Annotated in this window: 17 protein-coding genes and 1 other RNA gene; 7 read left to right on the top strand and 11 right to left on the bottom strand. The window is 68.8% G+C overall.

Annotated elements, in window-relative coordinates; all coding sequences use genetic code 11:
• Positions 1 to 29: 29 nt before the first annotated feature.
• The 3 genes from DFJ65_RS09470 to DFJ65_RS09460 all read right to left on the bottom strand — a co-directional run bounded on the left by DFJ65_RS09470 (position 30) and on the right by DFJ65_RS09460 (position 6,768).
• Positions 30 to 3,011, bottom strand: a complete 2,982-nt coding sequence (locus DFJ65_RS09470; RefSeq protein WP_115922816.1) for a bifunctional [glutamine synthetase] adenylyltransferase/[glutamine synthetase]-adenylyl-L-tyrosine phosphorylase — start codon at positions 3,009 to 3,011, stop codon at positions 30 to 32.
• Complete coding sequence (locus DFJ65_RS09465; RefSeq protein WP_115922815.1) at positions 3,008 to 4,345, bottom strand: glutamine synthetase family protein; 1,338 nt, start codon at positions 4,343 to 4,345, stop codon at positions 3,008 to 3,010. The genes DFJ65_RS09470 and DFJ65_RS09465 overlap by 4 nt, the downstream gene beginning before the upstream one ends.
• 107 nt (positions 4,346 to 4,452) lie before the next feature.
• The gene (locus DFJ65_RS09460; RefSeq protein WP_245950156.1) at positions 4,453 to 6,768 is read right to left on the bottom strand and encodes an immune inhibitor A domain-containing protein; all 2,316 of its coding nucleotides are present in this window, start codon (positions 6,766 to 6,768) and stop codon (positions 4,453 to 4,455) included.
• Positions 6,769 to 6,957: 189 nt separating this feature from the next.
• On the opposite strand from DFJ65_RS09460, the gene panB reads away from it, so the two are divergent.
• On the top strand, positions 6,958 to 7,854 hold the full coding sequence (gene panB / locus DFJ65_RS09455; RefSeq protein WP_115922813.1) for a 3-methyl-2-oxobutanoate hydroxymethyltransferase: 897 nt from the start codon (positions 6,958 to 6,960) through the stop codon (positions 7,852 to 7,854).
• Positions 7,855 to 7,875: 21 nt separating this feature from the next.
• Here panB and DFJ65_RS09450 read toward each other — a convergent pair whose 3' ends face one another.
• On the bottom strand, positions 7,876 to 9,066 hold the full coding sequence (locus DFJ65_RS09450) for an MFS transporter (protein WP_115922812.1): 1,191 nt from the start codon (positions 9,064 to 9,066) through the stop codon (positions 7,876 to 7,878).
• 11 nt (positions 9,067 to 9,077) lie between these two features.
• The gene (locus tag DFJ65_RS09445; RefSeq protein WP_115922811.1) at positions 9,078 to 10,130 is read right to left on the bottom strand and encodes an NAD(P)-dependent alcohol dehydrogenase; all 1,053 of its coding nucleotides are present in this window, start codon (positions 10,128 to 10,130) and stop codon (positions 9,078 to 9,080) included.
• 203 nt (positions 10,131 to 10,333) lie between these two features.
• Here DFJ65_RS09445 and DFJ65_RS09440 point away from each other — a divergent pair, with 203 nt between their 5' ends.
• Complete coding sequence (locus DFJ65_RS09440) at positions 10,334 to 11,518, top strand: MFS transporter (RefSeq protein ID WP_115922810.1); 1,185 nt, start codon at positions 10,334 to 10,336, stop codon at positions 11,516 to 11,518.
• Between the two features lie 85 nt (positions 11,519 to 11,603).
• Here DFJ65_RS09440 and DFJ65_RS09435 read toward each other — a convergent pair whose 3' ends face one another.
• Positions 11,604 to 11,780 carry a methionine aminopeptidase gene (locus DFJ65_RS09435; RefSeq protein ID WP_115924224.1) on the bottom strand — a complete coding sequence of 59 codons (177 nt, stop codon included), beginning with the start codon at positions 11,778 to 11,780 and terminating at the stop codon, positions 11,604 to 11,606.
• 47 nt (positions 11,781 to 11,827) lie between these two features.
• Here DFJ65_RS09435 and map point away from each other — a divergent pair, with 47 nt between their 5' ends.
• Together map and ppgK are read left to right on the top strand one after the other, a co-directional pair.
• A complete protein-coding gene (gene map, locus DFJ65_RS09430) occupies positions 11,828 to 12,688 on the top strand; it encodes a type I methionyl aminopeptidase (RefSeq protein WP_115922809.1) in 861 nt (286 codons plus the stop codon).
• Between the two features lie 70 nt (positions 12,689 to 12,758).
• Complete coding sequence (ppgK, locus tag DFJ65_RS09425; protein WP_115922808.1) at positions 12,759 to 13,517, top strand: polyphosphate--glucose phosphotransferase; 759 nt, start codon at positions 12,759 to 12,761, stop codon at positions 13,515 to 13,517.
• A 72-nt stretch (positions 13,518 to 13,589) separates the two neighbouring features.
• On the opposite strand, the gene DFJ65_RS09420 is transcribed toward ppgK, so the two are convergent.
• The 3 genes from DFJ65_RS09420 to DFJ65_RS09415 all read right to left on the bottom strand — a co-directional run bounded on the left by DFJ65_RS09420 (position 13,590) and on the right by DFJ65_RS09415 (position 15,642).
• Positions 13,590 to 14,711 (bottom strand): lipid II:glycine glycyltransferase FemX, encoded by a 1,122-nt coding sequence (locus tag DFJ65_RS09420; protein WP_115922807.1) that lies wholly within the window; start codon positions 14,709 to 14,711, stop codon positions 13,590 to 13,592.
• Between the two features lie 24 nt (positions 14,712 to 14,735).
• Positions 14,736 to 14,912: a hypothetical protein gene (locus DFJ65_RS17470; RefSeq protein ID WP_170143935.1), complete on the bottom strand. Its 177-nt coding sequence runs from the start codon at positions 14,910 to 14,912 to the stop codon at positions 14,736 to 14,738.
• 70 nt (positions 14,913 to 14,982) lie between these two features.
• Positions 14,983 to 15,642 carry an MBL fold metallo-hydrolase gene (locus tag DFJ65_RS09415; RefSeq protein WP_115922806.1) on the bottom strand — a complete coding sequence of 220 codons (660 nt, stop codon included), beginning with the start codon at positions 15,640 to 15,642 and terminating at the stop codon, positions 14,983 to 14,985.
• Between the two features lie 138 nt (positions 15,643 to 15,780).
• On the opposite strand from DFJ65_RS09415, the gene DFJ65_RS09410 reads away from it, so the two are divergent.
• Positions 15,781 to 17,238: a GuaB1 family IMP dehydrogenase-related protein gene (locus tag DFJ65_RS09410; RefSeq protein ID WP_115922805.1), complete on the top strand. Its 1,458-nt coding sequence runs from the start codon at positions 15,781 to 15,783 to the stop codon at positions 17,236 to 17,238.
• A gap of 249 nt (positions 17,239 to 17,487) precedes the next feature.
• On the opposite strand, the gene rnpB is transcribed toward DFJ65_RS09410, so the two are convergent.
• Positions 17,488 to 17,837: RNase P RNA component class A (gene rnpB / locus DFJ65_RS09405), an RNA gene on the bottom strand.
• A 49-nt stretch (positions 17,838 to 17,886) separates the two neighbouring features.
• Positions 17,887 to 19,326: an RNB domain-containing ribonuclease gene (locus tag DFJ65_RS09400; protein ID WP_115922804.1), complete on the bottom strand. Its 1,440-nt coding sequence runs from the start codon at positions 19,324 to 19,326 to the stop codon at positions 17,887 to 17,889.
• 151 nt (positions 19,327 to 19,477) lie between these two features.
• Between DFJ65_RS09400 and DFJ65_RS09395 the strand changes: the two genes are divergently transcribed.
• A complete protein-coding gene (locus tag DFJ65_RS09395) occupies positions 19,478 to 20,224 on the top strand; it encodes a YaaA family protein (RefSeq protein ID WP_115922803.1) in 747 nt (248 codons plus the stop codon).
• Between the two features lie 62 nt (positions 20,225 to 20,286).
• Complete coding sequence (locus DFJ65_RS09390) at positions 20,287 to 21,357, top strand: SLC13 family permease (RefSeq protein ID WP_115922802.1); 1,071 nt, start codon at positions 20,287 to 20,289, stop codon at positions 21,355 to 21,357.
• Positions 21,358 to 21,378 lie beyond the last annotated feature (21 nt).

The raw sequence follows: 21,378 nt of genomic DNA, 5'->3' as shown, positions 1-21,378 counted from the left end.
GAACACCACCGGCAGCCCCCGAACCGAGCTCAGCGGGTCGGGTTCGGATCCCAGTGCCGATCCTTCGGGCTCTCGCCGTAGAAGATCTCTTCCACCACCCCGCGGGCCTTGCGAGCCGCGCGCAGGTAACGCTCCGACAGTTGTCCGCCGCTGCCGACCGGCCAGCGCATCACCCGGGCGATGCCGTTGGCGTCGGTCAGGTCGCTCGGCAGGCTGTCGACCGGGCGCCCCCGCCACAGCACGGACGCGTTGCGCAACTGGGAGGCGAGGGTCCACGACTGCCGCAGGTGGTCGGCGTCGTCCTCGTTGATCAGTCCGTGTTCGGCCAGGACCCGTAGCGGCGTCATCGTGCCGGGGTGCCGCAACTGCGGAATCGCGGCGGCGTGCTCCAACTGCAGCAGTTGCACGGTCCACTCGACATCGGAGAGCCCGCCGTGCCCCAGCTTGAAGTGCCGCTTGCGGTCGCCGCCGCGCGGGATCCGTTCGGCTTCCATCCGCGCCTTGAGGGTGCGGATCTGCCGCACCGCCTTGTCGCTGATGCCGCCTTCGGGATACCGCAGCGGGTCGATGAGTTCGGTGAACCGCCGTCCGAGCTCGGCATCGCCGGCGATCGGGGTCGCGCGCAGCAAGGCCTGCGCCTCCCAACCCTCCGACCACCGGTCGTAGTAGGCGGCGTACGACTCCAGCGTGCGCACCAGCGGCCCGGCCTTTCCCTCCGGACGCAGCGAGGCGTCGACCTCCAGCCCCGGGTCGGGTCCGGTCGACCCGAGGTGCTTGCGGATGAACCCGATGACCGTCTCGGCCTGCGCCTGCGCCTTGGCCGGGTCGGCGCCCTGGGCCGGCTCGTGCACGAACATCACGTCGGCGTCGCTGCTGTAGCCGCACTCCCGGCCGCCGAGCCGCCCCATGCCGATGATCGCGATGCGAGTGAGCAGGCGAGCACCGCTCTCCTTCTCCACGGCGCGGACGGCGATGCCGAGGGTGACGTGCAGCGTCGCGGCCGTGAGCGCGGTGAGCGCCTCCTCGACGCCGTCGGTGTCGAGGTCGCCCGACAGGTCGGCGATCGCGATGCGGATGAGTTCGGTGCGCCTTGTCGCGCGCAACCCGACCACCGCCTTCTCCTCGTCGTCCTGACGGGAGGCGGCCGACTTCATCGCGGTCATGATCGCGTCGCGGCCGAGCGGCACCAACGCGTCCTTGTCCCCCACCAGCGCGGCGGCGGACGGCGCCCGCTCGAGCAGCCCGGACACGAATCGGCTGGTGGCCAGCACCCGCGCGAGGGTCTCGGCGGCGCTGCCTTCGTCGCGCAGCATCCGCAGGTACCACGGGCTGGTGCCGAGCGCCTCGCTGATCTTGCGGAAGGTGAGGAGTCCGAGATCGGGATCGGCCTCCTCGGCGAACCACTGCAACATCACCGGCAGCAGGGTGCGCTGGATCGCGGCGCGCCGGCTGACGCCGGACGTGAGCGCCTCGAGATGCCGGATCGCGCCCTTCGCGTCGCGGTAACCGAGCGCGCTGAGCCGATCGGTCGCGCTCTCGGTGCTGAGGCGGGCGTCGTCGTCGGACAGTCGCGCGACGGCGCTCAGCAGCGGGCGGTAGAAGATGCTCTCGTGCAACCGGCGCACCTCGCGCGACTGGCTGCGCCACAGCTTCTCGATCTCGGTCTCGGCGTCGGCCCGGAAACCCAGCCCGCGCCCGACCCGGCGGCGGTCGGCGTCCGAGGTCGGCATCAGGTGGGTGCGCTTCATCTTCGCCAACTGGATGCGATGCTCCATCGCGCGCAGCGTGCGGTAGGCCTGGTCGAGCTTGTTGGCGTCGGTGCGGCCGATGTAGCCGCGGTTCGACAGCGCGTCGATCGCAGCGAGGGTGCTGCGCAACCGCAGTCGCTGGTCGGTGCGGCCGTGCACCAACTGCAGCAACTGCATGCTGAATTCGATGTCGCGCAGCCCGCCCGGACCGAGCTTGATCTGTCGGGCGGCTTCGCCCGCCGGCACGTGTTGTTCGACCCGGCGACGCATGGCCTGCACGTCTTCGACGAAGTTCTCCCGGTGGGCCGCCTGCCAGACCATCGGCTGGATGACGTCGAGGTAGTCCTGGCCGAGGTCGAAGTCGCCGGCGACCGGTCGTGCCTTGAGCAGCGCCTGGAACTCCCAGGTCTTGGCCCACCGCTCGTAGTACTGCTTGTGGCTGGCGACGGTGCGCACCAGCGGACCCTGCTTGCCTTCCGGGCGCAACGCGGCGTCGACCTCCCACAGGCTGCCTTCGGCGGTCGACGCGCTGCAGATGCGCATGAGGTCGGTCGCCAGCCGCGTCGCGACGGCGAGCGCTTCGTCCTCGTCGGCACCGTCGGCCGGCTCGGCCACGAAGATCACGTCGACGTCGGAGATGTAGTTGAGCTCACGGGCGCCGCATTTGCCCATGGCGATCACCGTGAGTCGACATTTGTCGCTGTCGTTGTATTCGCGCGCGGCGATGTCGAGGGCCGTCTGCAAGGCGGCCCCGGCGAGTTCGGCGAGCGCCTGTGCGACGACGGGCAGTTGCTCGATCGAGTCGCCACTGACGTCGACCGCGGCGATGCGCATCAACTGGCGCCGGTAGGCGACCCGCAACAGGTCGCGGGCCTCGTCGCCGACGCTCGTGCCGACCTCGTCCGAAATCGCTGCGCGCAGGGTGGATTCGTCGTCGATGCTCGCCTCGGCGACGTCTCGCCACTGCTCCGGACGGCGCACGAGCGCGTCGGTCAGGGCGACGGACGCGCCGATCAGGCCGACCACCCGGCGTCGGGGCTCACCGTCGTCGGCGAGCACCTGCCCGAGTGCGGCGCGGTCGGACGGCGTGAGCTGCTCGTACAGGCGCACCAGACCGAGCGCCGCGCCGTCGGGGTCGGCGACCTCGGCCAGCGGCGCCACGAGCGCGTCGACGTCCCATTCGGACAACTGCCCGAGCAGGTCGAGCGAGCGCGTCGGGTCGAGGAATCCGGCGCGGGTCAGGGCAGCGGCACTGACACTCACAGGCGGAAGAGGTACTGCTCGAGCTCGAACGCGGTCACCTGCTCGCGATACGCGGCCCACTCGGCCTTCTTGTTGCGCAGGAAGAAGTCGAAGACGTGCTCACCGAGGGTCTCGGCGACCAGTTCGCTCTCCTCCATGAGGTGGATCGCATGATCGAGCGACGCCGGCAGCGGTTCGATGCCCATCGCCCGGCGTTCGCGGTCGGTGAGGTTCCAGACGTCGTCCTCGGCCTCCGGCGGCAGCTCGTACTCCTGCTCCATGCCGCGCATACCGGCCGCGAGGATGAGCGAGTAGGCCAGGTAGGGGTTGCAGGCCGGGTCGAGGGAGCGGATCTCGACGCGGGTCGAGGCGCCCTTGAGCGGCTTGTACATCGGCACCCGCACCATCGCGCTGCGGTTGTTGTGCCCCCAACAGACGTGCGCCGGCGCCTCCGCACCGCCCCAGAGGCGCTTGTAGGAGTTGACCCACTGGTTGGTCACCGCGGAGATCTCCGGTGCGTGCCGCAGCACGCCCGCGATGAACCGCCGCGCGGTCTGCGACAACTGGTAGGGCGCACCCGGCTCGTAGAAGGCGTTGCTGTCGCCGTCGAACAGCGAGACGTGCGTGTGCATGCCTGAACCCGGCTGGTGGGCGAGGGGTTTCGGCATGAACGAGGCGAAGATGCCACGCTCGAGCGCGACCTCCTTCACCACCGTCTTGAAGGTCATGATGTTGTCGGCCGTCGACAGCGCGTCGGCGTAGCGCAGGTCGATCTCGTTCTGGCCCGGGCCCGACTCGTGGTGGCTGAACTCCACCGAGATGCCCATCGTCTCCAGCATCGAGATCGCGGCGCGGCGGAAGTCGTGCCCGGTGCCCTGCGGCACGTGGTCGAAGAATCCCGCCTGGTCGACCGGCACCGGCTCACCCGTCACCGAGAGGTCCTTCTTGAACAGGTAGAACTCGATCTCGGGGTGGGTGTAGAAGGTGAGGCCCTTCTCGGCCGCCTTGCCGAGCGCACGCCGCAGCACGCTGCGCGGGTCGGCCGCGCTCGGGGAGTTGTCGGGCAGCCGGATGTCGGCGAACATCCGCGCGGTGCCCGGACGCTCACCGCGCCACGGCAGCACCTGGAAGGTCGAGGCGTCCGGACGCACCAGCATGTCGGCCTCGTAGACGCGGGCCAGGCCCTCGATCGAACTGCCGTCGAAGCCGATGCCCTCGGAGAAGGCGCCCTCGAGCTCGGCCGGCGCGACCGCCACCGACTTCAACGTGCCGAGCACGTCGGTGAACCACACGCGAACGAACCGGATGTCGCGTTCCTCGATGGTGCGCAGCACGAATTCCTGTTGCCGATCCATGGTCCGATCTTGCCCTACTCCCCTACTCGTTGTTTCGGCGACGCACGAGGCCCCGGGTGACGAACACCCGGGGCCTCGCTTCTCGGAGTCTCCGAGACGGATTCAGATCACTTGAACGAGATGACCAGCTTCATCGAGGCGGCCGCCTGGTTCTGCACCGTGATCGTCGTGCCCGAGCCCGCGACCTTGGTCGACGCCCACGGGTTCGTCGGGTCGTAGTAGCGGTTCGGGTCGCTGTCGTCGAACGTGCTCACTCCCGGCTTCGACGGGAACGTGGTCGGAACACCGTTGCGGTGCAGGGTGATCGCGTCACGCTTTTGCGTGCTGAAGGTCGCGTCGTACGGCTGACGGCGGTTGCCGACCTTCACACCGTCGGAGAACTTCATGTTCGCCGGGTTGGCGTCGACCGGCAGCACCTGGCCACCGCCGGGGTGCACCGACGTGTTGTTGTCGGTGTACTGGCCGTCGCTGTAGGTGATCAGCAGACCGTCCTGATAGGGGAAGTACTCCACCCAGTCAGGACGGGTGTTGCCGAAGCCGAAGTTGTACGGACCGGTCTTCAGGCCGGTGTCGTAACCGGAGTACCGGCGGTACTCGGCCAGGTAGAACTGCGCCACGTCCACCGAGGTGGTGCCGTTGATCCGCGAGAAGCCCTTGGCGGTCCAGTCGGAGGTGGCCGATTCGGCACCCTCCGGCGCCGAAGCCACACCGTTCACCGTGGTCACGATGTCGTCGATGAAGGCACCGGCCTCGTTCACGCCACCGTCAGTCAGGTAGTTGAAGCGGAACTTGATCTTCTGCCCCTTGTACGCCGACAGGTCGACCGAATTGGTCGTCCAGGTCATGTTCTTGCCGGTGAGCGGCGCTGCGACGTCGGTCCAGGTGGTGCCGCCGTCGGTCGACACCTGGAAGTTCAGGTAGTCGTAGCCCTCTTCGATGTCGTACGCGATCGCGGCCGAGACCGAGGCGGTGGTCGCGCCGGTCAGGTCGATGTCGCGGGTGAGCGAGTTGCTGAGGTCGTCACCACGACCGCTCCACCACTCCATCGTGCCGGTCTTCGGCGTGTTGTAGTTGGTGACCACCTTCTTGTTTGGCAGGGAGACTGCGACAGCCTGCGGGAGCTTCTTGTCGTCGAGGTCGGCCGGACCGGTGGTGATGGTCTGGCTGGTGCCCTTGGCGTACTGCACGGTCTTCACGTCGGCCCAGCCGAGGAAGATCTTCTCCCACGCGCCCATGTAGCCCGGGGTCGTGCCGATGCCGTTCTTGCCGTTGCCGAGCCACGAACCGCCGCTCATCAGCGTCCAGAAGCCGGTGCTGTTGTCGCCGCCCTGGGTGTCGTAGAGGTCGGGCAGACCGAGGTCGTGGCCGAACTCGTGGGTGAACACACCGAGGCCACCGTTCTCCGGCTCGGTGGTGTAGTCGCGCACCCAGATGCCGGTGTTGCCGATCTGCACACCGCCGGCCTTGTTCGCGCCCGGACCGGTGCTGCCGGTGCCGGACTGCACGGCCCAGCGGTGCGACCAGATGGCGTCCTCGCCCTGCGCGCCGCCACCGGCTTCCTCACCCTCACCGGCGTGGATCGCCTGGAAGTGGTCGATGTAACCGTCGGGCTCGTCGAAGTTGCCGTCGCCGTCGTAGTCGTTGCGGTCCCACTTGTCGAACTGCTGAAGGTAGGTCTTGATCTGCGCGTCGGTCTTGCCGGCAGCCTTCTGAGCGTTGTACCAAGCGGTCAGGGTGTCGCGGATGAAGCTCCAGTAGCCTCCGGCCTCGGTGGTGCCGTCACCCGCGACCGGGTTGTGGCCGTAGCGAGCCTCGTTGTAGGGCACGGTGACCCAGTCGCTGACGTCACCGGTGACGTTGAACCGACCCTGCGACTGCGCCTTGTAGAACGACTTCATCGACTCGCCCGAGCCGGTGATCATGTTCAAGTAGTGCGCGCGGTCGAACTTCGGCTCCCAGTAGGTGCTGTTGTCCTTGGTGCGGTCGGGCTCGGCGATCTGACCGGCCTGCGGGCCGGCGGTGCCGCCCTGCACCGGCATGGTCTGGTTACCGAACTCGGCCAGGATCGTGAAGATCGAGGCCTCGCGGTTGACGTCGTACTGGACGTACTTGCCCTTCTGCGCGGCCTTGCCGTTCTTGGCGGCCTTGGGCGCCTTCATCTCGACGACGCGCTTGCCGTTGATCGTCTTGACCTTGGCCGTGCCGGCGACGACCTGCTTGACGGCAGCGTCGCGCAGCTGCGCCTGCGCGTCCTGCATCGGGTCGGGCAGGTTGTCGGGGCGCGCCTTCGCCGCAGCGTCGACGACGGTCGTCGCGGCCACGGACTTTCCGGTGGCGGGGTTTGCTGCCGCCGAACCGCCACCGGCGATGGCGGTCAGTGCAGCGGTGGTGCCGGCGAGGGCACCGAGCATGCGTCGGTTCACGTTTCCTCCAGGGGGTGCCGGGCAGCGGGGTGAGCCCGGTCACCGGGAAGTTTGGCCCCAAATCATCGCCTGACGAAGAAACCTGAACAATTCTTTAACAAACCTTTACGTTTGTCTTGGAACGTCTCACTCGAGGGGGTGAGCCCCCGCCGGGCCGAGCGGGCCACGCGCGGGACTAGCCTTTCGGCCATGAGCGAAGAGCCCGCACCGTACGGCGGAGGACGTCCCGCATCGAGCGACCAGGCCACATCGACCGACCAGGCCGCAGCGCCTGCGGCCGCGCCCCGCCGACGCACCCGCACCGTCCACCTGCAGCAGATGAAGCAGAAGGGCGAGCGGTTCGCGATGCTGACCGCGTACGACCAGTACTCCGCCGAGATCTTCGACGAAGCCGGTGTGCCAGTGCTGCTGGTCGGCGACTCCGCCGGCAACAACGTCTTCGGTTACGAGACGACCCTGCCGCTGACCCTCGACGAATTCATTCCGCTGGTACGCGCGGTCAGCGGCGCCGCGAAGTACGCGATGGTCGTTGCCGACATGCCGTTCGGCACGTACGGCGGCAGCATCCAGCAGGGGTTCGACTCCGCCGTCCGGTTGATGAAGGAGGGTCGTGCGCACGCCGTGAAGCTGGAGGGCGGCGCCCCGATGGTGCCGTTGGTGAAAGCGTTGACCGACGCCGGCATCCCGGTGATGGCGCACATCGGGTTCACCCCGCAGAGCGAGCACAACCTCGGTGGCTACCGGGTGCAGGGACGGGGCGAGGCGGCCGCGAAGATGATCGCCGACGGGCGCGCGCTGCAGGACGCCGGCGCGTTCTCGATCGTGATGGAGATGGTGCCCGCGCCGGTCGCGGCCGAGGTGACCAAGGCGCTGCGCATCCCGACGATCGGCATCGGGGCCGGAGTCGACTGCGACGGCCAGGTGCTGGTCTGGCAGGACTTCGCCGGCCTGCGCGGCGGCAAGGCACCGCGGTTCGTCAAGCGCTACGCCGACCTGCGCGGCGAGCTGCTGCGCGCGGCGCAGGAGTACAAGCAGGACGTCGAGTCGGGCACGTTCCCGGCGGCGGAGCACTCCTTCGCCGAGTAACGCGCAGCAGCCTCGTTCCGGTCAGGTCCGCGCGCCGGGCCTGGCCGGAACGTACTTCCAGAGCACTCCGGCGGCCACCAGCCCGACGACACCGGTCGCGGCGATGGCCGGGCCGAGGGCAACTGCAGCAGTGACACCGGAGAGCAACGCCGGTCCACCCACCGCCCCCAGGTCGGACAGCTCACGCCAGATGCCGAGGAACTGCGCGCGGCCGATGTCGGGTGAGTAGTCGGCGCCGAGCGTCATCACCATGCCGGCCCCGATGCCGTTGCCGAACCCGAGGATGCACGAGACCACGGTGAGGCTGACCGCCCCGGACGTCAGCGGGATGGCGAGCAGCGACAGACCCATCACCACCATCGACGGCACGGTCACCCACCGGCGGCCGCGCACGTCCATCACCTTGCCCGCCGGGTAGAAGACGAGCATGTCGACGCCGCCTGCGATGCCGTAGACGATCGACGCGTGGCCGGCGCTCAGCCCGAGGTGTTCGGCCCACAGGGGGATGACCGCCTGCCGGGAGGCCCGCACCGCGCAGATCAGGACGACGCCGAGGCCGACGGTGGCGAACACCCGCGCATGGTCGTGCAAAACGTCCCGCACGGTCACCTTCGCGTGCGCGACCGCCTCGGTCACTTCCAGGTCGGGCAGGCTCGCGCCGAGCACGCCGGCGAGAGCCAGCGCGACGGCGCAGATCAGATAGGCCGAGCGCAGCCCCCATTGCGAAATGGCGGCGGCGCCGAGGAACGGGCCGGCGAACACACCGACCCGCATCACGCCGCCGAGCGTCGAGAGCGCGCGGGCGCGGTACGCGACCGGCACCGCCTCGGTGAGGTACTTCTGGCGGGCGAGCATGAACACCGAAGCCGCCGCACCGAACACCAACACCCCGACGACGAGATGCCACAACTGCGTTGCGCCCCAACAGATCACGCCCGAGAGCGCGCCGAGCACGGCCGCCCCGACGATCGCCTTGCGCTCCCCCGTCCGGTGCGTGATGACCGACGCCGGCACGTTGCAGATCAATGATGAGACGTAGGTCAGCATCACCATGAGCGCCGCCACCGGCACGCTCGCACCGAGGTCGAGCGCGGTGAGCGTGACGACCGGGAGGATCGCCCCCTCGGCGAGCCCGAACAGCAGAGACGGACCGTAGGCGGGTACGGCGAGCCGGCGCAGGTCGAAACCCGCGCCGGCTGTGTCCGTCACCATTGGTGAACCGTTCAGGCGTTCGCGCCGATCGTCGCGGTGTCGATGACGACGCGGTAGCGCACGTCACCGGCCACGACCCGCTCGTAGGCCGCGTCGACGTCGGCCGCAGCGATCTTCTCGATCGTCGCTCCGATGCCGTGCTCGGCGCAGAAGTCGAGCATCTCCTGGGTCTCGGCGATGCCGCCGATCATCGAGCCGGCCATCGCGGTGTTGCCGCCGAACGAACGCGGCGAGAGCTCGTAGCCACCGCTGGGCAGACCCACGTTGACCATCACACCGAACGGCTTGAGCAGTCGCATGTAGTCGTTCATCGGCAGGTCGGCGCTCACCGTGTTGAGGATGATGTCGAAGCTGCGCGCGTGGGCCTTGAACGCTCCGGCGTCGGAGCTGGCGATATGGCCGGCCGCACCGAGCTTCTCGGAGTCCTCGGCCTTGGCCATGGAGCGCGAGATGCCGTAGACCTGCGCACCCATCGCGGAGGCGATGCGCACGCCGAGGTGGCCGAGGCCGCCGACGCCGACGATGCCGACCTTCGTGCCCGGCCGCGCACCCCACCGCTTCAGCGGCGAATAGGTGGTGATGCCGGCACACAGCAGCGGCGCCGCGACGTCGAGCTCGAGGCTGTCGGGGATGCGGCAGGCGAAGCGCTCGGTGACGACGATCTGCTGGGAGTAGCCGCCCTGCGCGCGCTCGCCGTCGTAGTTGAGGGAGTTGTAGGTGAAGACCGCCGGCTTGGTGCAGAACTGCTCGTGGTCGTTCTTGCAGTTCTCGCACTCGCCGCAGGAGTCGACCATGCAGCCGACGCCGACGCGGTCGCCCACCTTGTACTTGGTGACGCCGTCACCGACCGCGGCAACAATGCCCGCGATCTCGTGACCGGGAGTGATCGGGAACGTGATGTCGCCCCACTCCTGGCGGACGGTGTGGATGTCGCTGTGGCAGATGCCGGCGAACTTGATGTCGATCAGGATGTCGTCGTCGCGCAGGTCGCGCCGCTCGAGCGAGATCGTCTCGAAGGAACCATTTGCCTGGGTGACCGCAAGCGCGGGAGTTGAGGTAGTCATCGCCTCTCACCGTACGACCAGAGCCGGTTTCGCCGCCAATCCTATAGCTATCCGATGCATCACACTCGGCCTGGCCGGCGGTACTGTCGATCGAGGCCGGCTCCGGTGAAAGATCGGTGTTGCCATGACAGCAGCGATCTTTCACTGGAGCCGCTGCCACGGCTGATTAGCGGCGCGAGCGGCCGGGGTGATGGGATGGCGGCGTGCTATCGACGTACACCCCGTTGCTGAAGGATCCCGCCACCCGCCGGTTCATGACCGGCTCCTCGATCGGACGGCTCGGCGGCGCGATGTTCGGCATGTCGCTGGTGGCGATGGTGTCGACCCGCACCGGGTCGTTCGCGCTCGCCGGCGCGGTGTCGGCGACCGGTCTCGTCGTGCTCGCGCTGACCGCTGTCATCGCCGGTCGGCTCACCGATCGGTACGGCCAGCGACGGATCACCTACCCCCTGCTGGCGTGGTCGGCCGTCTGGTGCGCGGTGCTCGTGGCCGCCTCGAGTCTGCAGTGGCCGCGCTGGACCTTGTTCGTGTCGTACGCGATGGCCACCGTGGTCGCCAACGTCGGCACGCTGTCCCGCGCCCGCTGGGCGCACCGGATGCGGAACCAACCCGACCAACAGCACAGCGCGATGTCGCTGGAGCAGGTCGTCGACGAACTGTCGTTCGTGCTCGGCCCGGCCCTCGCGATCGGCCTGGCGACCCTGTGGTTCCCGGAGGCCGGCCTCGTCGTTGCAACGCTGCTCTACCTCGTCGGCACCCTCGTCTTGCTGTCGGAGCGCACCACGGAGCCGCCGGTCGACGGCGCCGCGCACCACGACACGTCGCTGGCGGTGCGGGTGCCGGGCATCGTCATCCTCGCCTGCGTGCTGTTCATGACCGGCGCCATCTTCGGTTCGAACGAAGTGACGGCGATCGCCGTCGCGAAGGACCAGGGCCACCCGTCGGCGTCCGGCCTCGTCGTCGCCGTGTTCTCGCTCGGCTCCGCGGCCGCCGGACTCTGGTTCGGTGGGCGCAAACCGTCGCGGTCACTGCCGTCGCTGCTCGTGGTCGGCACCGGCGCGATGTTCCTGCTCGAGGCTCCGATCCTGCTCGCCGAACACCTCGTGCCGATCGCGGTCGTGATGATGTTCGCCGGCGCGGCGACCGCGCCCACGCTGATCATCTCGATGCAACTCGCCCAGCGCCTCGTTCCGGGCACTCAGGTCAACGAGGCGATGAGCGTCGTGCTGACCGGACTCATGATCGGCATTGCCGCGGGTTCCGCGATCTCCGGCACGGTGATCGAGAACGTCGACCCGCACGCCGGATTCACCGTGCCGGTGGCCGCCGGTGGCACCGCGTTCCTGCTCGCGATCGCCGGACGCGCCTTCCTGCGGCGGCGGGAATAGTCGGCGGATAGCCGGCCGGCGTTCGCCGGATATGCGTAAGGGCGGTGCGTGCGCGCACCGCCCTCACGTCATCACCGGGTGGACGTCACTCGTCCTTCCACTCCCGGTCTTCCTCGTCCCACAGCTCGTTCTTCTTGCGCGAGGTCTCGATCGCGGCGCGGGCGTCGTCCTCGGTGGGGTACGGACCCATCAGGTTGTCCTTGGGGTCGGTGTTGCCGTCCTGCTCGATCTGACCGGTGTTGACGTTGTACCAGTAGGCCATCATCGCTCCTTCGTGTGCAGTTGACCGCTCGTTCTAAGCTGCACCCTATGTCGCTTCGCAGTCCGATGGTCCCCGGAACGATCAGCCCTCGGCGCGCGGTGCCCGCGTCGATCGCCCGGCCCGAGTACGTCGACCGGCCGGCCCCGAAGGAGTTCGACGGCTCGGAGGTCAAGGACGCGGAGACGATCGAGAAGATGCGCATCGCCGGACGCCTCGGCGCCCAGGCGCTGCAAGCCGCGGGAGCCGCCGTCCAGCCCGGCGTCACCACCGACGAACTCGACCGCATCGGCCACGAGTTCCTCATGGACCACCACGCCTACCCCTCGACCCTCGGCTACCGCGGCTTCCCGAAATCGTTGTGCACCAGCGTGAACGAGGTCATCTGTCATGGCATCCCCGACGACTTGCCGCTCGAGGAGGGCGACATCGTCAAGATCGACGTGACCGCCTTCATCGGCGGGGTGCACGGCGACAACTGCGCCACCTTCACCGTCGGCGAGGTCTCGCCGCAGGTGCAGGATCTCGTCGACCGCACCCAGGAGGCGATGCTGCGCGGCATCAAAGCCGCGATGCCCGGCCGCCAGTTCAACGTCGTCGGACGGGTCATCGAGAAGTACGCGGCACGGTTCGGCTACGGGGTGGTGCGCGACTACACCGGGCACGGCATCGGCACCAGCTTCCACTCCGGCCTCATCGTGCCCCACTACGACGCCGCCCCCGCCTACGACGACGTGATCGAGCCAGGGATGACGTTCACCGTCGAGCCGATGATCACGCTCGGCGGTGCCGATTGGGATCTGTGGGACGACGGGTGGACGGTGACCACCAAGGACAAGTCGTGGTGCGCGCAGTTCGAGCACACCGTGTTGATGACCGACGAGGGCCCGGAGATCCTGACCCTTCCCTGACCGCGCCGACCAGGCGCACGCAACGCACCAACCGACGACCGAATTCGTTATCGATCAAGGAGATTCGAACATGGCCAAGACCTACCCGCTCGGCATCGACGTGGGCGGCAGTGGCATCAAGGGGGCGCCCGTCGACCTCGACAAGGGCGAGTTCGCGGCTGACCGCCTGCGCATCGAGACCCCCGACCCGTCCACCCCGGACGCTGTGATCGAGGTCATCGGTCAGATCGCCGAGCACTTCGCCGACTCGACCAAGGACCAGCCGATCGGCATCACGGTGCCGGCCGTCGTGATGCACGGCGTCGTGAAGACCGCAGCCAACATCGACAAGTCCTGGATCGACACCGACGTGACCAAGATGCTCGAGGACAAGCTCGGCCGCCAGGTCGTCGTGCTCAACGACGCCGATGCGGCCGGCGTCGCCGAGTTGCACTACGGCGCCGCCAAGGACCAGAGCGGCCTGGTCGTGATGACCACCCTCGGCACCGGCATCGGCAGCGCCCTGCTGAACAACGGTGTGCTGGTGCCGAACTCGGAGTTCGGGCACATCGAGGTCGATGGCCACGACGCCGAGACCCGCACCGCCGACAGCGTGCGCGAGGCCAAGGACCTGTCGTGGGAGAAGTGGGCCAAGCGACTGCAGAAGTACTACTCCGCGCTGGAGAACCTGCTGTGGCCCGACCTCTTCGTCGTCGGTGGTGGTGTCTCGAAGAAGCACGAGAAGTTCTTGCCGCTGCTCGACATCCGCACCCCGATCGTGCCGGCGAAGCTGGAGAACGCTGCCGGCATCGTCGGGGCCGCCTACGCGGCAGCCGAGAAGGGCAAGTAGTCGCGCAGGCACCTGGAAAACGCAAAGAGCGCCGCGAGGTTTCGCGGCGCTCTTTGCATGCGGCAGGTCAGCTCACTCGCGACGCAGCTTCGCGAGCGCCCCCTTCGGGTCCTTGATCGCCGACTTCGCCTGCGGCACACCCTTCTTCAGCACCGTGCGCACCTTCGGCAGCGCCTTGGCGAAGGCCGGGTAGAGCGGCGACAGCGGACGGTCCCAGGTGCCGATGAGCATGTTCTCGTGCTTGGCAAACTGTCGTTTGAAGTCGCTGATGCCGTCGTTCAGCAGACCGTTGACGTCGTAGCGGGTGACGCCCTGCTCCCGCACGTGCTGCATCGCGTAGAACTTCAGGCCGTAGTTGAGCCGCAGCTTCATGCCGCGTTCGTTCACGCCGCCGTACAGCTCGAACGCGGTGGTCGCCGAGACGACCAGCCAGACGAACGCGACCACCTGGTCGCCCTCCCACGCCGCGATGAGCTGCGACCGGTCGCCCATGAGGTCACGGATGCCGCGGTGGTAGTCGTCGCTGTGCACCGCGAACTCGGCCCGGCGGGCGGTCTCGTGGTTGATCGCCAGCACCTGATCGAGGTCGGCCTCGGTCTCGACCAGCCCGAACCGGACGTTCTCGGCCTTGAACGACTTGCGGACGTTCTGTCGGGTGCTCGACCCGAAACCCTTCATCAGCGCGTCGTCGTCCTGGCTGCAGTCGACCACCAGCGTGCGCGGGATGAGCCCCGTGTTGTCGCTGGGCGAAAAACCGTGCGCGGCAATGTCGCGCAACCACTGGGGGTCGTCAGCGCGGCGCAGCTGTGCCAGCGCTTCGTCGTCGGTGCCCTTCGGCATCGGCGAGTAGCCGGCCTCCCAGTCGGGCTCGATCGACAGCGCGATCGGCTTGCGGTGGGCCTTCACCCAGTCGGCGAGGGCATCGAGCACCTCGGCACGGCGCGCCTCGTCGCTCACCTGCGGACCGCGCGGAATGTAGGACAGGCTGCGGAACGGTTGTGGCAGCTTGCGGTGCAGCACCTGCGCCGAGCCGACAACCTCGTCACCGTCACCGACCACGAGCCGGTCGGCGCTCCACTCGTAGCGTGACTTCAGCTCACCCCAGCCCCACAACTGCAGGGGGTGTCCCCCGGTGCGGTCGAGGAGGTCGTCCCATTCGGCTCGATCGGAGCACTCGGTTACGCGCAAGGTCATGCGGTCAGGCTAACGGGCCGCACCTCAGCGGGCGCGCACCGACTTGGCCACCTTCTTCTTCGGCTTCGACAGCATCTCGTACTTGCGGGAGCCGACCTTCTCCGCGTGTCCGAGCATGGTCAAGCGGTGCAACACAACCGGACACTTCTTGCACCGCGGGTCGCTCTTGCAGCACTTCTTCTTGACTGTGATCGACGACACCCGGTCGATATTAGGGCAGCCTCAGGTAATTTCTGCGCATTGATCACGGGTTGGACGTCGGCGATCGCGCTCAGGCGTCGAAGGAGGTCGCCGGCTCGCCGCGCAGATCGCGCACCGGCACTCCCCCGTCGAGACCGAAGTCGCCGATGTGTTTGAGGTACATTCCGCGACCGACCTCGGAGAGGGTGCCGTCGTGAATCGGCACGACGACGGACGGCGCGATGCGGCGCACGAACGCGATGGTCTCCTTCACCGCGCCCCACGGGGCGCTCACCGGAACGGCGAGGATGTCGATGTGTTCCAACGGCTGCCCGTCGAGGGCATCGCCGGGGTGGAACAGCGTGGGATCGCCGTCGGCCTGGAGGGTGACGCCGAGGTTCGGGATGCGTTCGATGTAAGGGTGGATCTCGGCGTGCATCCGGCCGATCGGCGTGACCCGCACCGACCCGACGGAGAAGGCCTGACCGGCCTGGTTCTCCTGCGCGTCGATCCCCGCCTCGCGCAGCACCTTGAGCGACCCCGGGTCGGCATACACAGGGACGTCGGGGTTGCGCTCGAGCACTCCACGCAGCTTGTCGAGGTCGAGGTGGTCGGCGTGCTGGTGGGTGATCAGCACCGCGTCGACCACACTCACACCGCTGACGTCCGAGAACGAGCCCGGGTCGATGAGGATGCGCGCGTCGGGGTACTCCGCGAGCAGGCAGGCGTGGCCGAGATGGGTGATCTTCATGGCGTCACCGTACGAGCCGTCGCGTCAGGGTGGAACCGCCACGGACACAGTGACCACGTAGCGGACACCTCGATCGGACGACGGGGCGCAATGTCGGCGAATCGTGGTGTACCGACGAACGACGTAAAATCGCCTTCCGTGAAACTCCTCGGTGACCTCCCCCCGTTCGACCTCACGTACAGCGACGTCTTCATGGTGCCGTCGCGTTCGTCGGTGACCAGCCGACTCGACGTCGACCTCAGCACCCCCGACGGTGTCGGCACCACCATCCCGTTGGTCGTGGCGAACATGACCGCGGTGTCCGGTCGCCGCATGGCCGAGACGGTGGCCCGTCGCGGAGCGATCGCGGTGCTCCCCCAGGACATTCCGATCCACGCGGTCACCGAGACCATCGAATACGTCAAGGCCGCGCACCCGATCTACGAGTCACCGGTCACCGTCTCGGCCGACGCCCCGGTCGCGGCCGCCCTCGCCCTGCTCGGCAAGCGGGCGCACCAGGCCGCCGTCGTGGTCGACCCCGACCGCCACCCGGTCGGTGTGGTCACCGACGGCGATCTGCGCAAGGTCGACCGCTTCGCCACCGTCGGGCACGTGATGAGCACCGAACTGTTCACGGTCGGCCCGGATGCCGACCTCGACAGCGTCTTCGACGGCCTGGCCAAGCAGCACCTCGGGCTCGCTCCGGTCGTCGCCGACGGTCAGCTCCAGGGAGTGTTGACCCGCAAGGGCATACTGCGCAGCGCGATCTACTCCCCGGCGCTCGATGCACAGGGCCGTCTGCGCATCGGCACCGCGATCGGTATCAACGGTGACGTCGCCGCCAAGGCGAAGGCGATGTTGGAGTCGGGCGCCGACGTGCTCGTCGTCGACACCGCACACGGCCACCAGGACAAGATGATCGACGCGTTGTCGGTGGTGAAGGCCACGCGCGATGCACACGAGGCCGCCACCGGCGTCCGCGTGCCGGTTGCCGCCGGCAACGTCGTGACCCCCGACGGCGCCCGCGATCTGGCCACCGCCGGCGCCGACATCATCAAGGTCGGGGTCGGCCCGGGCGCGATGTGCACCACCCGCATGATGACCGGCGTGGGCCGCCCGCAGTTCTCGGCCGTGCTCGAATGTGCCGCTGCGGCAACCGAACTCGGTGCCCACGTGTGGGCGGACGGCGGCGTCAAGTACCCGCGCGACGTCGCCCTCGCGCTCGCCGCCGGCGCCGCGTCGGTGATGATCGGTTCGTGGTTCGCGGGCACCTGGGAAAGCCCCGGCGACCTCAACCGCGACGCGTCCGGGCGCTTCTACAAGGAGTCGTTCGGCATGGCGTCCGCACGCGCGGTGAGCAACCGCACCCAGGGCCGCTCGGCGTTCGACCGGGCCCGGTCGGCGTTGTTCGAGGAGGGCATCTCCTCCTCGAAGATGTACCTCGACCCGGCGCGTCCGGGCGTCGAGGACCTCATCGACTCGATCGTCGCCGGAGTGCGTTCGAGCTTCACCTACGCCGGGGCGCGCGACATCGCGCAGTTCCGCGAGCGGGCCACCGTCGGGGTGCAGAGCGCCAGCGGCTACGACGAAGGACGGCCGCGCGAGACCTCGTGGTGACACACCACTGATCCGGCGGACGGTGCCGGTGGCCTCGGGCCACCGGCACCGTTTGCGCGTGCCTGGGACCGGTGCCGGTTTTCCGATTCGGCGCGCGACCCACCGGCGCCGTGGACACGCTTGAGATGTCGGTGGACGAGAGCCGGCATCGGTGGAATACAGGCGTCCGCCGATCCTGCCCGTCCATGGCTACACCATCGACCGCTTTGCCGAACCCTCTGCAGCCGTAGGGGGTGCGGGTGGGATGGGCGGATGAGCCGACCGGTACGCCGGGTTCTGTCGTTGGGCGACCATCCATCTAGGACGACCGTTGCCGGTCGCCTCAAGCGGCCTACCCGCATGCTCGGGCGAGCAGCCCTCGGGCGCATGCTGTCTGGCCTTGCTCCGGGTGGGGTTTACCTAGCCGCCCCAGTCACCTGGGGCGCTGGTGGTCTCTTACACCACCGTTTCACCCTTACCTGCGCGAGCGCAGGCGGTCTGCTTTCTGTGGCACTGTCCCGCGGGTCACCCCGGGTGGCCGTTAGCCACCACCCTGCTCTTCGGAGCCCGGACGTTCCTCGGCGGGAGCAAGCTCCCGACGCGGCCGCCTGGTCGGCTCATCCGCAGCGAAGTCTAGTGGCCGCACGACGTAGCTCAAACCGCGGAGGTTCACGCCAGCGCCAGCTCGATCTTCCCGGCGGCGATGTCGGCCGAGACGACCTTCACCTGCACGGTCGACCCGAGTTCGGCGGTGCCGGGCACCGAGGCAATGACCGCGTGGTCGACGAGCTGCACCAACAGGCCGTCCTCGCCGTTCTTGTCGACGACGGCGGCCTCGAAGGTCTGGCCCACGCGGCTCGACATGAACGCCGCCTCGACGATGTCGGTCGCCGCCCGCTCCGCCTTGCCGGCCAACGAGTCCGACGTCTTCATCTCCTCGGGCAGCGTGGCGAGGGCTGCGCGCGCCCAGTCGGGCACCTCGCCGTCACGGCTGAGTGCCTCGCAGATCACCAGGCCGTAGCGGTCGACCAACCGGCGCAGCGGCGCGGTCACGTGGGCGTACGGCGCGGCCACCGCGGCCTGTTGGGTCACCTCCGGGATGTCGCCGTCGAACGGGGTGTACGCGGCGCCACGGAACAGGCTGGTCGCCTCGTAGATCAGCGCGAGGTGCCGGGGGTTGTCGCGATCGAGGGTGCGCAGGAATTCGCCGTACGTCAGGTCTGACCGCCAGTCGGCCCCGAGTGCATGCGCGGCTCGCTTGAACCGGGCGATCGCGTCGGGTTCGGGCTCGGGCATCGTGCGCAGGATGCCGATCTGGTTGTGCAGCATCATCTCGGCGGCCGCCATGCCGGTCATCAGCGAGATCTGCGCGTTCCAGTCCTCGGCGGGCACCGGCGGGCGCATCGTCAATTCATACCCGGCGTCGGTCTTGCTGACGATCTGCTCGGGCATCGGCAGGTCGGCGCCACCGCGTGACCGCTCCATCTCGATCCGCTTCTCACCGATCTCCCGCAGCAACTGCAGCGATTCGTCGGCCTTGCCCGAATCGATCTGTTCCTGCACGAAGTGGTAGTCGAGGCGCTTGGTGCTGCGCACCTTTGCGCGGTAAACCTCGTAGGCGGTGCAGTCACCGGACGCGTCGAGGGTCATGTCCCACACGAACGCCGGGCGCACCTGCCCCTCCAACAGCGACGCGGCGTCCTCGGACAGCACCGGCGGGTGCAGCGGCACGCGCTGGTCGGGCAGGTAGATCGTCTGGCCGCGCCGGTGCGTCTCGGCGTCGAGCGCTCCGCCCGGCCGCACGAACGCGGGAACGTCGGCGATGGCGTACCGTACGCGATACCCGTCGCCGGAGCGCTCCAGGCACATCGCCTGGTCGAGGTCGGTCGAACCCTCGGGGTCGATGGTGAAGAACGGCACCGCGGTCTCGTCGCGCTCGGGAAGGTCAGGGGCCGCAGCGGCTTGTGAGGCTTCTTGTTCGGCGTCGGCGGGGAATGCCTCGGGGAGCTCCAGACGCTGCCGCAGCGCGGCGAACGCAGGGGCCAGGCCGTCGCCGTCGACCTCGTCGGAGGAAACCTCGCCGGACACCTTGATGACACGCTTCACCATGCGTCTCACCTTAGGCAGAGCCGGTGACACCGACAGGCTTCGCGGGCACATTTCCGATCATCGAAACGTCGCGTCGACGCGCGACGACCACCGTCGCAGAGCTACGTGGACGACGGTCGGCGCACCCACGTCCGCTGCGTAGAATTCGCGGGTGTTCGTCCTGCTCCCGCCCTCCGAGTCGAAGACCCCCAGATCGCGCGGCAATGCCTACGCCTCTGCGTCGCTGTCGTTCCCAGCACTCGAGCCGGCGCGGGAGAAGGTGCTCGACGCGGTCGCTGCGGTGAGCGAATCCGACGACGCCGCAACGGTGCTCGGGGTCAGCCCGAACCTCGTCGAGGAGATCGCCCGCAACACCCGACTGCGCACCGCGCCCGCGGTGCCGGTCAGCGCGCTCTACACCGGGGTGCTGTACGACGCCCTCGACCTGCCGTCGATGGACGCCGCTGCGCTGCGCCGTGCGAACCGATGGCTGGTCGTGCAGTCGGCACTGTTCGGCGCGCTGCACCTGAAGGACAAGGTGCCGCCGTACCGACTGTCGATGGCTGTCAACCTGCCCGGCATCGGACCGCTCGCCGGCTTCTGGAAGCCGCTGCTCGCCGAGCCGATGGCGGCCGCCGCGGCCCGCGGGTTGATCGTCGATTGCCGCTCGAGCACGTACGCCGCGGCGTGGACCCCCACCGGTCCGCAGGCGGACGCGTGGGTGCAGGTGAAGGTGCCGGGGGCGACCCACATGGCCAAGCACACCCGCGGGCTGGTGGCGCGGGCGATCTGCGATCTGGGGCTCGACCCGCGGCGTCCGGAGGGTCTTGCCACCGGGCTCGCCGAGCGCTTCGACGTCGACCTCGCCGAGCCCGCACGAGCGGGCAAGCCTTGGGTGCTGTCGGCGACCGCCCGATGACCGACGACCCCGCAGCGGGCTCACCGGCTCGCAGTGGTCGCGCATGGTTGACGTGACTGAGCGTGATTGACCTCGTCGAGCGCGTCATCCCCGTGCTCGGGTTCCTGGTCGCGCTGACGATCGTGGCCGAGATCGGCGACCGTGCGGGCCTGTTCGACGTGACCGGCCACTGGGCGGCGCGTGCCGCGAAGGGCAGCGTGCTGCGGCTGTGGCTGCTGGTGGTCGTGCTCGCGACCGCGTCGACGATCGTGCTGAGCCTCGACACGACCGCGGTGCTGTTGACCCCGGTCGTGCTGGCCATCGCGCGCCGGGCCGATGTCGACCGCACCCTCTTCGCCCTGACCACAGTGTGGCTCGCGAACACCGCCTCGCTGCTGCTCCCGGTGTCGAACCTCACGAATCTGCTTGCCCTCCATCGCTTCTCCCGGCTGCCCGGGCACCCGGGCTATCTGGAGCTCGTGTGGCGGCCGTCGCTGGCCGCGATCGTCGCGACGGTGCTGGTGACCGCGGTGCTGCACCGGCGCACGCTGCGTGGGCAGTTCACCGCGACGGAGCCGGCTCAACCGCACGACCGGTTCCTGCTGGTGCTGTCGGCGGTGGTGTGCGTCGGGCTGGCACCGTTCTTCGTCTCGGGCGTCACCCCGGTCTACCCCGCAGCGGTCGCGGCCGTGGTGTTGCTGGTCGCCCTGGCCTGGCGCGACCGCGCCGGTCTGCGCGATCTCAAGCTTCCATGGGCGACGGTCGTCGCGGTGGTGGTGCTGTTCGTGCTGGTCGACCTCGCCGGAAAGCACGGGCTCACCACCCTGCTGCGGACGGTGGCCGGCACCGGCGACGGCGCCGTCGACCTGCTGAGGCTGGCCGCGTCGTCGGCCGGGTTGGCCAACGTCGGCAACAACCTGCCCGCCTACCTCGCGATGGAACCGGTGGCGGGCTCGGTGGACCGTCTGGCCGCCGTCCTGGTCGGGGTCAACACCGGCCCGATCGTGACCGTGTGGGGTTCGGTGGCAACCCTGCTGTGGCGCGACCGGTGCCGGCGGGCCGACGCGGAGGTGCCGTTGCGCACGTACGCCACGCAGAGCCTGATCGTGGCCGTCGCCTGTGTCACGGCTGCCACCCTCGCGATCGCCTGGTAGTCGCAGCGGGCTTCGTCAGCC

The sequence above is a fragment of the Calidifontibacter indicus genome (genome assembly GCF_003386865.1).
GTDB lineage: Bacteria > Actinomycetota > Actinomycetes > Actinomycetales > Dermatophilaceae > Yimella > Yimella indica.
The sequence above is the reverse complement of the archived record's forward strand: the minus strand, read 5'-3'. Positions and strand labels throughout refer to the sequence as shown.

Excerpts from the sequence above, each read along its gene's own strand:
- DFJ65_RS09465 (WP_115922815.1), bottom strand. The coding sequence starts at position 4,345 with ATGGATCGGCAACAGGAATTCGTGCTGCGCACCATCGAGGAACGCGAC.
- panB (WP_115922813.1), top strand. The coding sequence starts at position 6,958 with ATGAGCGAAGAGCCCGCACCGTACGGCGGAGGACGTCCCGCATCGAGC.
- DFJ65_RS09450 (WP_115922812.1), bottom strand. The coding sequence starts at position 9,066 with ATGGTGACGGACACAGCCGGCGCGGGTTTCGACCTGCGCCGGCTCGCC.
- DFJ65_RS09445 (WP_115922811.1), bottom strand. The coding sequence starts at position 10,130 with ATGACTACCTCAACTCCCGCGCTTGCGGTCACCCAGGCAAATGGTTCC.
- DFJ65_RS09435 (WP_115924224.1), bottom strand. The coding sequence starts at position 11,780 with ATGGCCTACTGGTACAACGTCAACACCGGTCAGATCGAGCAGGACGGC.
- map (WP_115922809.1), top strand. The coding sequence starts at position 11,828 with ATGTCGCTTCGCAGTCCGATGGTCCCCGGAACGATCAGCCCTCGGCGC.
- ppgK (WP_115922808.1), top strand. The coding sequence starts at position 12,759 with ATGGCCAAGACCTACCCGCTCGGCATCGACGTGGGCGGCAGTGGCATC.
- DFJ65_RS09420 (WP_115922807.1), bottom strand. The coding sequence starts at position 14,711 with ATGACCTTGCGCGTAACCGAGTGCTCCGATCGAGCCGAATGGGACGAC.
- DFJ65_RS09415 (WP_115922806.1), bottom strand. The coding sequence starts at position 15,642 with ATGAAGATCACCCATCTCGGCCACGCCTGCCTGCTCGCGGAGTACCCC.
- DFJ65_RS09400 (WP_115922804.1), bottom strand. The coding sequence starts at position 19,326 with ATGGTGAAGCGTGTCATCAAGGTGTCCGGCGAGGTTTCCTCCGACGAG.